This window comes from Enterococcus sp. AZ140 (assembly GCF_051714405.1).
GTDB classification, from domain to species: domain Bacteria; phylum Bacillota; class Bacilli; order Lactobacillales; family Enterococcaceae; genus Enterococcus_B; species Enterococcus_B pernyi.
In genome coordinates this window covers 2,708,143-2,720,110 of sequence record NZ_JBIORU010000001.1, presented here as the reverse complement: position 1 = coordinate 2,720,110, position 11,968 = coordinate 2,708,143, and the positions used below count along the sequence as shown (strand labels likewise).

9 protein-coding genes and 1 rRNA gene are annotated in these 11,968 nt (G+C 41.1%); all 10 read left to right on the top strand.

Translation table 11 applies throughout. From position 1 onward, the window contains the following. Positions 1 to 249 precede the first annotated feature (249 nt). The 10 genes from IGJ39_RS12425 to IGJ39_RS12380 all read left to right on the top strand — a co-directional run bounded on the left by IGJ39_RS12425 (position 250) and on the right by IGJ39_RS12380 (position 11,750). Complete coding sequence (locus IGJ39_RS12425; protein WP_019723544.1) at positions 250 to 1,221, top strand: ABC transporter permease; 972 nt, start codon at positions 250 to 252, stop codon at positions 1,219 to 1,221. Between the two features lie 15 nt (positions 1,222 to 1,236). After that, positions 1,237 to 1,878 carry a YesL family protein gene (locus IGJ39_RS12420; protein WP_019723545.1) on the top strand — a complete coding sequence of 214 codons (642 nt, stop codon included), beginning with the start codon at positions 1,237 to 1,239 and terminating at the stop codon, positions 1,876 to 1,878. Then, on the top strand, positions 1,875 to 3,383 hold the full coding sequence (locus tag IGJ39_RS12415; RefSeq protein WP_066025642.1) for an extracellular solute-binding protein: 1,509 nt from the start codon (positions 1,875 to 1,877) through the stop codon (positions 3,381 to 3,383). Before IGJ39_RS12420 ends, IGJ39_RS12415 begins: the two co-directional genes overlap by 4 nt. Before the next feature lie 78 nt (positions 3,384 to 3,461). Then, positions 3,462 to 4,565: a glycoside hydrolase family 88/105 protein gene (locus IGJ39_RS12410; protein WP_019723547.1), complete on the top strand. Its 1,104-nt coding sequence runs from the start codon at positions 3,462 to 3,464 to the stop codon at positions 4,563 to 4,565. Beyond that, positions 4,562 to 5,881 carry a glycoside hydrolase family 28 protein gene (locus IGJ39_RS12405; protein ID WP_438764884.1) on the top strand — a complete coding sequence of 440 codons (1,320 nt, stop codon included), beginning with the start codon at positions 4,562 to 4,564 and terminating at the stop codon, positions 5,879 to 5,881. The genes IGJ39_RS12410 and IGJ39_RS12405 overlap by 4 nt, the downstream gene beginning before the upstream one ends. A gap of 5 nt (positions 5,882 to 5,886) precedes the next feature. Then, positions 5,887 to 6,768, top strand: a complete 882-nt coding sequence (locus IGJ39_RS12400; RefSeq protein ID WP_438764882.1) for an alpha/beta hydrolase family protein — start codon at positions 5,887 to 5,889, stop codon at positions 6,766 to 6,768. Then, on the top strand, positions 6,768 to 7,673 hold the full coding sequence (locus IGJ39_RS12395) for a pectinesterase family protein (protein WP_438764880.1): 906 nt from the start codon (positions 6,768 to 6,770) through the stop codon (positions 7,671 to 7,673). The genes IGJ39_RS12400 and IGJ39_RS12395 overlap by 1 nt, the downstream gene beginning before the upstream one ends. Then, positions 7,674 to 8,099, top strand: coding sequence for a DUF4064 domain-containing protein (locus tag IGJ39_RS12390; protein ID WP_010734183.1), 426 nt, complete (start codon positions 7,674 to 7,676; stop codon positions 8,097 to 8,099). It begins immediately after the preceding gene. Then, positions 8,086 to 9,648: a glycoside hydrolase family 43 protein gene (locus IGJ39_RS12385; protein WP_438764878.1), complete on the top strand. Its 1,563-nt coding sequence runs from the start codon at positions 8,086 to 8,088 to the stop codon at positions 9,646 to 9,648. Before IGJ39_RS12390 ends, IGJ39_RS12385 begins: the two co-directional genes overlap by 14 nt. Before the next feature lie 541 nt (positions 9,649 to 10,189). Further along, positions 10,190 to 11,750: ribosomal RNA gene (locus IGJ39_RS12380) — 16S ribosomal RNA — on the top strand. Positions 11,751 to 11,968 lie beyond the last annotated feature (218 nt).

Genomic DNA, 11,968 nt, shown 5'->3' with positions numbered 1-11,968 from the left:
GTACCTCCAATCTATCATCTGCTTGAAATTACGTACATAATCATTTTTTAGGGAGGGGAAATCAGGAGGTTTCATATAGATGGAACGGGCATTTCCTAAAAAATCAAACAGATGAAGCAGAAAAGTGATTAATCAAGTGATGATCGACAGTTACCTACGTCAGTGAAAATGATTATATACGGAATCACTTTTCTTCCTTTATGCTGTGGATAGCGATTAAAGTCACACAATGTTTAACAAGGAGGGCTTATGGAGAGTGTAAAAAGAGAGCTAGGTTCAATTACTTTATCAAAAAAGGAAGAACGAACAAAAAGAAGAAGGAAGACGATTGCTGGAATCAAAACGAATAAATTTTTGTACTTGATGATTCTTCCAGGAATCCTTTATTTCATTATTTTCAGATATTTACCTATGGGTGGCTTAGTGATTGCGTTCCAAGACTATCAACCCTATCTGGGGATTCTGGGGAGTCCTTGGGTTGGTTTCAAGCACTTTATTCGTTTATTTACTGAGCCAACATTTTTTATGTTGTTGAGGAATACGCTGATTTTGTTTGGACTGAACATTTTTGTCTTTTTCCCAATGCCGATCATCCTGTCGCTTCTATTGAATGAAGTAACCAGCAAGCGATTCAAGAATAGTATCCAAACAATCATTTACATTCCACATTTCATGTCTTGGGTCATCATCGTCTCGATCACCTATGTTTTTTTAAATGTGGATGGTGGAGTCATCAATGAATTTTTGGCCAGTATTGGGTTAGATAAAATAAGTTTTTTGACATCACCTGACTGGACACGAACAGTCTACATTGGACAGGTGATTTGGAAAGAACTCGGTTGGTCAACAATCATTTACCTTTCTGCGATTACCGCAGTAGATACGCAATTATATGAAGCAGCCGAAATGGATGGCGCAGGACGTTTACGTAAGACATGGCATGTGACATTACCTGCGATCCGTCCAGTGATCATTACCTTGTTGATTTTGAAAATTGGTCAAACACTTGACCTAGGATTTGAGCATATGTACTTACTACTCAATTCATTAAATCGCAGTGTGGCAGAGATTTTTGATACATATATCTATACTGCTGGATTGAAAAATGGACAATTAAGTTTTAGTACTTCAATGGGCTTGTTCAAAGGTGTAGTAGGTTTGTTTATGGTCATACTTGCGAACAAGGTAGCAAAAAAACTGGGTGAAGACGGTGTGTACTAGCAAAGGAGCAAACAGATGTTGCAAAAGTTAGAGAGTACAAATAAAAAATTAATCAGATTCCTGCAACTCATTTACTTAAATTTTTTGTGGGGAATATTAGTTGTTTTGGGTCTCGGACTATTCACTTTTGGTCCAGCGTCTTACGCAATGGTCTCAGTAATCCGGAAGTGGTTACGCTCATCTGAGGATTTTCCACTGACACAGACGTACTTTCACTATTTTAAAGAAAACTACAAAGAAACGTTGTTGATCAGTTGGTTGTATTTTTCAGTTGCTTTCGTCTTATACGTAGATCTTGCCTATATCCAAAATTGGTATTTACGCGTTGTGATTTTGGTCATTAGCTTTTTTTACGTGTTATCTGCACTATATATTTTCCCAATTATGGCCCATTACCAATGGCAAGGGATGTTTTATAAAATCAAAATGGCTTTTTTATTCGGTTTTTCTCAGTTACATTATTCACTCGTTTTACTGTTGATCATTATTGGCAGTTACGCGATAATTATTCGCTTGATACCGGGTATGTTGACGTTCATGGGGAGTAGCTTCTTCTTTTTTGCCATCACTTGGACAGCGGTGCAACTATTTGATCGTCTTAAAAAGAAAGAAGTAGCAATAGATAAAAATACATTCAGTGAAGGAGAACAATTATGAAGAAAAAAACGTTAGTAACAGCAGGGATCGGTTTGCTCAGCATACTTGCTTTGTCAGCTTGTGGCAATGATTCAAGTGACACATCCGCAGATACAGAGGATGGGAAAACGCGAATCACGTGGTTGAACATTTTACATACAGCTTCACCACCTAATGATACGATCGTTGATAAAATCGAGGAGAAAACCAATACAGAATTGACGTTTAACTGGATTCCTGATGCGTCAAAAGAGGAACGGTTGACCACTGCATTAGCTTCAAATGAGCTGGGAGATATCGTGACACTACAAATTGCTATGTTAAAAAATTCCTCTGTACGAAATGCATTGAAGTCCGGTGTTTTCTGGGATGTGTCTGATTATTTAGCTGACTATAAAAATTTAAGTAAAATATCAGAGGATCGAATCGAAGCAGCAAGTATCGATGGTGCATTGTATGGCGTACCTATGCAAAAAGACTATGCTCGTGCAGGTTTAGTTATCCGGAAAGATTGGTTAGATAATCTAGGCTTAGAAGTACCAGATACATTGGATGAACTTTATGAAGTAGCAAAACAATTCACAGAAAATGATCCAGACGGCAATGGTGTCGATGATACGGTTGGTTTTGGCGATCGCGCGCCAAGTGATATCCGTTATACAAGCTTCAAATTATTCACTTCGTATTACGGCGCACCAAATGGTTGGAAAGTAGAGAGCAACGGGAAATTTACTCCCGAATTTGATACAGATGAATATAAGAAAGCGATGGATTTTTCTAGAGATTTATTTGAAAACGGTTACTTAGCGCAAGACTTTGCAGTGACTCAAAAGACAGACCAACAGGAACAATTTGCACAAGGTAAGACAGGGATCTATACCGGGATGATCGATATCAAAAACCTAAAAAATATGGGGAAAGATATTCAACCAGAGATGGAGCTTGTGCCAGTAAATAAAATATCAGATGGTGAAGATGGGGATTATCATGTGTGGTCAGAAGGAAATGGCGTAGGGGGATTATTGGCATTTCCTAAATCCTCGGTCAAAGATGAAGCACAATTGAAGAAATTACTTCAGTTTGTCGATGATTTATTAGAAGAAGATATGTATAAATTGATGACAGGTGGTATTGAAGGAACACATTACCAATTGCAAGACGATGGCGCAATCGAATATATCGACATGGACCTTTGGCAACAGGAAGTGCAACCATTGTCTAGTTCAAGACCAAGTGAAGTCACATTTTCGTTTAAAGATGCTGATCCAGAGAAAGAATTATCCAATCAATTAGTCAAGGAAAATGAACAGTTTGTAGTGTTAGATCCAACGGTTCCATTAGATTCAGAGAAAAACAATGAAGTCGGTTCAGAAATCGAAAAAATCATGATCGATGCAACTGTCCAATACATTATGGGACAAATAGATGAAGATGGATTCAAACAAGCAATCAGCAATTGGCGTGCCCAAGGTGGCGATCAAATTGCTGAAGAATATGAAGAGGCTTATAAAGCTGCACAGCAATAGTAGATATATCAAGAAAGGGCTGTAACCATTCCAACCGCAGCCCTTTCTCTCTTAAAATGATTGATTGGAGGAAGAAGATTGAATTGGTCAGAGAAATTAGCAGATAGTATTATGGCGCGTACACCCTATTTGTATCTAGATAAAGGATATAAACAAAAATGGTCTTATGATTATGGCGTTGTTTTGAAAGGATTTCAGTTGTTATGGCTGAAAACAAAGGAGAAGAAGTACTTAGACTTCATCCAAACAAACATTGATTACTTCGTACAAGAAGATGGATCGATCAAAGGCTATGAATTAGAAGAATACAATATCGACCATATCAATACCGGAAAACTGTTCTTTATACTCTATAAAGAAACAGGAGATGAGAAATATCGCAAAGCAGCAGAAACTTGCGCCAAACAATTGTTGAATCACCCACGAACATCTGAAGGTGTATTTTGGCATAAGGCAATCTATCCTTGGCAAATATGGTTAGATGGATTGTACATGGGAGCGCCTTTTTATGCGGAATATATCCAAACCTTTATGTCGAAAAAAGACTATCAAGACGTTTTACGTCAATTCGAGATCAGTTATCAGCGATTGTTCGACTCAAAAACGAATTTATTGTTCCATGCGTGGGATGAAAAAAAGGTCCAACCTTGGGCGGATACAGAAACGGGATTATCTCATCATTTTTGGAGCCGCTCAATTGGTTGGTATTTGATGGCGTGTGTTGATACTTACGAGTTGTTGCATAAAGAAGTGGATTGTCGATTATTGGGGCGGATTCTGACATCCACATTAGAAGCATTGTTACCTTATCAATCAGAAACTGGCACCTGGTACCAAGTAACAACCGAAACGAACCGTAAAGGGAATTATCTAGAAGCTTCAGGAAGCAGCATGTTCGTTTATGCGATGGCAAAGGGGATTCGCATAGGAATATTGGAGAAGGAAGTGTGGTTTCCTCAGTTGAAAAAATCTTATCAAGGCTTATTTGATGAATTTGTTTTGGAAACAAAAGAAGGCTGGCTGAATCTGAATAAAAATTGCCAAGTTGCAGGTCTAGGCGGGGCGGACCAAAGAGATGGTTCTTACGCCTACTATATTAGTGAGCCAATCGTATGTAATGATCAAAAAGGTGTTGGGGCTTTTTTGCAAGCCTTAGTAGAAGTGGAAGGTGTATCTAGGTGATAAATATTTTAAGCTTAGGTGCCTCAGTCGATATACTCAACACGACGGTGATCCAACAAGCCATTGATCAAGTAGCAGAAGCAGGTGGGGGAAGAGTAACCATTCCAAGTGGGCAGTTTTTAACGGGGCCATTGTGCTTGAAAAGTAATGTGGAGTTGTATCTTTCTCCTGGAGCAGTATTGAAATTTACAGATGACCCAGCCCAGTATTCAGCCATTTTATCCAGCTGGGAGGGGGTACCTAAAAAGGTCTATGCTTCATGTATCTATGCGCAACATGCAGAAAATATTGCTGTCACTGGTTTAGGGGAATTAGATGGTAGTGGTCCTAACTGGTGGCGCATTTTTCGAGAGGAGCATGAAACACTTGAGTACCCGCGACCAAAATTGCTTGGTTTTGATCATTGTCGACGAGTAACGATTCGTGATATCCAGTTGGTCGACTCACCAAGTTGGACGATCCATCCGAATCATTGCCAAGATGTGACTATCGATCACGTAGTCATTTGTAATCCTGCTGATTCGCCGAACACAGACGGTATTGATCCAGAGTCTTGTCATAATGTGCATATCAGTAATTGCCATATTGATGTGGGCGATGACTGTATTGCGATCAAAGCAGGGACAGAGGATGCCGTTAATAAAGTGCCTTGTCAAAATATCACGATCACTAATTGTACGATGGTACACGGTCATGGTGGCGTAGTTTTGGGCAGTGAAATGAGTGGCGGGATTCGGAATGTAACGATTTCGAACTGCGTATTCCAACAAACCGATCGTGGAATTCGATTAAAGACACGCCGAGGTCGAGGTGGGATGATCGAAGATGTCCGAGTAACTAATTTGATCATGGACCAAGTACTGTGTCCGTTTGTCATCAATCTTTATTATTTTTGCGGGCCTCGTGGCAAAGATCCTTATGTCTGGGACAAGGAAGTGTATCCAATCGATGAGCGAACGCCACAAGTTCGACGTGTTCATTTTTCATCGATCACTGCTCGAAATGTTCATGCTTCCGCGGGCTTTATTTATGGTCTAGCAGAACAAGCGGTTCAAGACATTTCTTTCGATCATGTCGATATATCAATGGCAAAAGATGCAAAAGCGGGCGTGCCAGCTATGATGACAGGTTTAGAACCCATGCGCCAACAAGGATTTTATGTGCGGTTTGGTAAGCATATTTCTTTCCAGCAGATCACGATCGATCATCATGAAGGACCAGCAATCATGATTGAAGATTCGGAAGATATCGAAATTAAACGTATGCGATCGACAGAGTTGGATAAAAAGAATGTATCTATTATAGAAGGAACTTAAATAAAATGGAGTTGATCGAGTACTTAGGAAAAGACGCACGTTGCTTGAGACCGAGCGGTAGCTGTTTATCACAAAAAATCAACGATGATCAAGTAATTGAGTATTATCAATTGATATTAAATGATCTTGAACCTGTTTCTGCCATTTATGTTTATCCAGTAAAAAAGAAGGAACCTTTGCCTGCTGTGATCTATCTGCATTCGCATGGGGGTGATTTTTCATTAGGAAAAAGTGAATTGCTAGCAGGTGCATCCTATTTTGTAGAACCTTCGTTTGCAAAGGCCTTGACGAGTATGGGGTATGGTGTATGGTCGATTGATGCTTGGGGATTTGAAGAACGCGGCGGAATTGCTGAAAGTGAACTTTTTAAGCGATTCTTATTAACAGGACGAACACTTTGGGGAATGCGGATCTTTGATGTGCTAAGTTTGATCGACTACTTGGAAACACGAGAAGATATTGACACACAACGTATCGCAACGATCGGGTTATCTATGGGTGGACTATTAAGTTGGTGGACAAGTGCATTGGATGAACGTGTGAAAGTATGTATTGACCTAGCTAGCCAAGTAGAGGTTGAAACACTCTTGAAACATCAAATGTTAGACTACCACGGTTACTATTATTATGTTCCTGATTTATTGACGGAGTATACGACCCTAGCTATTCAGCAAAAAATTGCTCCTCGTAAACGCCTCACTATAGTAGGGAAAAACGATCGAATGTGTCCAACAGAAGGCGTCTGTCGCTTGAATAAACAGCTAGATTTGCATTATCAACAATTGGGAGTACCAACGAATTTTCAAGGATACTCTTTAAATGGTGGACACTTTGAAACACGTGATATGCGAATGAAGTGGCAAGCATTTTTAAAGGAGCACCTATAATGAAAACAGAAATCGTGATCGACCCGATTTCAAGAAAAGCAGACTATCAAACCATTCAAGCAGGAATTGCTCATCTTAGCTCATTGCCGAATTACGTAAAAAAGACCATGATCATTCGAGAAGGGGTCTATCATGAATATATCGAATGTCGGCTGTCAAATTTCCAAATGTTTGGACAAGGAGAAGTAAAGATTGTTGGATGCCGTTTTGCGAAACAAACACTTTCATCTGGTGAAGCAAGAGAAACATTTCGAACCGCGACACTATTTCTTGAAGGAGAAAATATTCGTCTCGAAAATATACAAATCATCAATAACGCCGGTGCAGGAGAACAAGTAGGTCAAGCAGTCGCGCTATTCAATTATGCCCATCAAGTCCAGTTGATCAATTGTCGGTTGTGCGGGCAACAAGATACATTATGCACAGGACCGTTGCCTCCGATTCAAAAAGATGGTCGCCCATTTTTTACCCCAGTGTTAAAGGAGCGTAAGTATTGTCGGCAATCTTATGAACGATGTTGGATCGAAGGGACGGTGGACTTTATTTTCGGTGGGGCAGATGCGTTGTTTGACCGCTGTTTCATCCACAGTTTGGTTAGTTCTTCTAATGGTTATATCACAGCCGCTTCAACGGTAAAAGAACAAGAACGAGGTTTTCTTTTTTTTAGGTGTGCAATCATCGCAGATTACGAGGCACCTTCTATCTATTTAGGTCGACCTTGGCGTCCGTATGCTCAGGTGACATTTGAAGAGTGTGATGTAGGAGCGCATGTCTACCAAATTGGCTGGCATGACTGGGATGAGAAACAAAACAGACAAACAGCCCGCTTTTATGAAAAAAATAATAGGTATCAAAGAGGAATTTGTCGCGAATCATGGGTTACTGTGGAAACGGAGGTCGATTAGATGACGAAAAAATGGGAAATAACTTTTGGCTTGATCGGTGGGTCTACCGCTTTGTTGTTTTTTGGTGGGATTGCTGTGACCTTCAATCAAATGTCTCTTTCAAATTTCCGAGAAACATACCAAGCTCTCTCATTAGAGGGCTTTGGTAGTGTAAAAGAAACCTTTGAGTCACTACGGAGCATGACGGGGTTGTTTAGCGTTAGCCTATTCCTCTCATTGGTTGGGCTGTGTCTGGCTCTTTACCTATCGTTGAAGGGAAAAGCAAGTCCGATGGCGGCACTCATTTATTTGATTTCAGGAGTCCTGTTGTTGTTCGGTACACAATTCATTGCGTACCCTTTTGTCTTTTTCTATCTATTAGCAGCGGGTTCAAGTATGTATCGCCAAAAAATAGAGCAAAGGTGGAGATCGGATGTTTCAAAGTAAAGTAGTCAATCCAATCATTCGAGGATTTAATCCAGACCCGAATATTTTGAAAGTGGGTAGTTCTTATTATGTGATCGTTTCTTCTTTTGAGTGGTTACCAGGTATTCGTGTATATGAATCGACAGATCTGATCAATTGGGAACATAAAACAGATATTTTAACTGATCAAGTATCGTTAAAGGGTCATCCAATCAATGGAAGTATCTGGGCGCCACAAATCAGTTACTCAGCTGGGCGATTTTATCTTATTTATACAGAGGTTAAAAGCGTAACACGTCCTTTTAAAGACACCCACAATTACATGATGATCGCAGAGGATATCAATGGACCTTGGGAAAGTCCAATCTATCTAAATAGTAGTGGTTTTGATCCCTCGCTTTTTCATGATCCACGTACAGGTAGGAAATGGCTTTTGAATGAAATCTGGGATTTTCGACTAACTACACCGAATAAATCAGCAGGGATCGTCATTCAAGAATATGATGCAAAACAAAAACAACTAGTCGGGCCGATTCACACGATCTTTACAGGAACCGAACTCGCAAAGACCGAAGCACCTCATCTTTACTATGTCAATGATTACTATTATTTGCTGACTGCTGAAGGTGGTACTGGTAGTGGACATGCTGTTACCGTTTGTCGTAGTCGTGATTTGTTAGGACCATACGAAGTCGATCCCCAAAATCCAATGTTGACAGCAAATGGGTATCCAAGCTCAAGTTTACAATGTGCGGGACATGCAAGTTTAGTTCAAACAGAATTCGACAGATGGTATATAGTCCATCTTTGTACTCGCCCTATCGAAGGTGTTGCTATCTTAGGTAGAGAAACAGCTATTCAAGAAATGTATTGGACAGAAGACTATTGGTTGCGGATAAAAGAAGGAGGAAATGAACCAAGAGAGATCGTCACCATTCCAACACAAGAGAAAGTGATCCAAAAGATCAATTCTTGTTTTTTTGATGATTTTGCAGGTGAAATGAAAAAAAGTTGGAACGCTCGTCGTTGTTTACCAGACACAACTTGGTGCGATTTGACTAGCCGATATGGCTATCTAAGAATGCTCGCAGGAGAATCACTGCAGTCAACGTTTGACCAACACTTATTAGCGATACGGCAAACAACGTTTTCATTTATTGCACAAACTAAGATGGAATATGAGCCAAAGCACTTCAACCAAATGGCTGGACTGCTTCTTTTTCTAAATGAAGAAAATTATTATTATTGTTGTGTGACCTGGGATGAAAAGATAGGGAAGTGTCTCCGATTACTTAGTGCAGTTGACGGTCATGTTACGATTAGGCCTGAAATTTATCCGCTAAGAGGAAGAGAGACAGTGATTAAAGTAGTTGTTGAAAAGACTTTTGGACAATTTTATGTGAAATGTTCGCAAGACTGGAAAAAAATCGGTGCTGAAATTGATGTGCAGACACTATCAGGTGGTTTTACAGGAAACTTTGTTGGTATTGGTGTGCAGGATTTAAACGTAAGAGGAGGGAGCTATGCTGATTTTGATTATTTCAACTATCAGGAAATAGAAATGGAATGAAATAAAAAAAGATTAGGTGCAGTGAAAGTTAAATTTTACCTTGACCAATCTTTTTTTTAATGATAGTATAGTCAACGTTGCTGAAACATGAAAACAATCATGAAATTTGTTTAAAAGTTTTGTTGACAATCATAATTCCATGTGATAATATAACGAAGTTGGTTATGAGAGATGAGTTTTTAGATGTTGATTTTATTAAGAAATAAACAAAAAAACATGTTGACAAATAACAAACGATGAGTTATGATAAGTGAGTTGCTGAAACGACCTTGTGAAAAACGAGTTCAAAAAACTTTTAAAAAATAGTTGACAATCATTCGAGAGTTTGCTAAGGTATAAAAGTTGCTACGGCAATCACAAACGATAAGTTGAGACAGTTGTGTTTCAATTATCACGTAGACCTTTGAAAACTGAACAAAGTAAGACAAACCAAATGTGTAGGGCGTCTTGATTCAATTCAAGACAACAAACATTTTTAACAAGCAAGCAATATGCTAGCAAACAAATTGAGCTTAACAATCGCAAGATTGTTCTAACTTTTATTTATGAGAGTTTGATCCTGGCTCAGGACGAACGCTGGCGGCGTGCCTAATACATGCAAGTCGAACGCTTCTTTTCCCACCGGAGCTTGCTCCACCGGGAAAAGAGGAGTGGCGAACGGGTGAGTAACACGTGGGTAACCTGCCCATCAGAAGGGGATAACACTTGGAAACAGGTGCTAATACCGTATAACAATCGAAACCGCATGGTTTCGTTTTGAAAGGCGCTTTACGGTGCCGCTGATGGATGGACCCGCGGTGCATTAGCTAGTTGGTGAGGTAACGGCTCACCAAGGCCACGATGCATAGCCGACCTGAGAGGGTGATCGGCCACATTGGGACTGAGACACGGCCCAAACTCCTACGGGAGGCAGCAGTAGGGAATCTTCGGCAATGGACGAAAGTCTGACCGAGCAACGCCGCGTGAGTGAAGAAGGTTTTCGGATCGTAAAACTCTGTTGTTAGAGAAGAACAAGGGTGAGAGTAACTGTTCACCCCTTGACGGTATCTAACCAGAAAGCCACGGCTAACTACGTGCCAGCAGCCGCGGTAATACGTAGGTGGCAAGCGTTGTCCGGATTTATTGGGCGTAAAGCGAGCGCAGGCGGTTTCTTAAGTCTGATGTGAAAGCCCCCGGCTCAACCGGGGAGGGTCATTGGAAACTGGGAGACTTGAGTGCAGAAGAGGAGAGTGGAATTCCATGTGTAGCGGTGAAATGCGTAGATATATGGAGGAACACCAGTGGCGAAGGCGGCTCTCTGGTCTGTAACTGACGCTGAGGCTCGAAAGCGTGGGGAGCAAACAGGATTAGATACCCTGGTAGTCCACGCCGTAAACGATGAGTGCTAAGTGTTGGAGGGTTTCCGCCCTTCAGTGCTGCAGCTAACGCATTAAGCACTCCGCCTGGGGAGTACGACCGCAAGGTTGAAACTCAAAGGAATTGACGGGGGCCCGCACAAGCGGTGGAGCATGTGGTTTAATTCGAAGCAACGCGAAGAACCTTACCAGGTCTTGACATCCTTTGACCACTCTAGAGATAGAGCTTCCCCTTCGGGGGCAAAGTGACAGGTGGTGCATGGTTGTCGTCAGCTCGTGTCGTGAGATGTTGGGTTAAGTCCCGCAACGAGCGCAACCCTTATTGTTAGTTGCCATCATTTAGTTGGGCACTCTAGCAAGACTGCCGGTGACAAACCGGAGGAAGGTGGGGATGACGTCAAATCATCATGCCCCTTATGACCTGGGCTACACACGTGCTACAATGGGAAGTACAACGAGTCGCGAAGTCGCGAGGCTAAGCTAATCTCTTAAAGCTTCTCTCAGTTCGGATTGTAGGCTGCAACTCGCCTACATGAAGCCGGAATCGCTAGTAATCGCGGATCAGCACGCCGCGGTGAATACGTTCCCGGGCCTTGTACACACCGCCCGTCACACCACGAGAGTTTGTAACACCCGAAGTCGGTGAGGTAACCTTTTTGGAGCCAGCCGCCTAAGGTGGGATAGATGATTGGGGTGAAGTCGTAACAAGGTAGCCGTATCGGAAGGTGCGGCTGGATCACCTCCTTTCTAAGGAATATTACGGAGACTACACACGTTTGTCGATACTTTGTTCAGTTTTGAGAGGTCTACTCTCAAAATTTTGTTCATTGAAAACTGGATATTGAAGTAAAAATGTAAGTAATACAAACCGAGAACACCGCGTTGAATTTGAAAGCTAAACAAATCGTTTAGCCTTAAGCAAAATAGGCGGCCAGAAGTGAAAGCTTGCTTTCACAGATTGGACG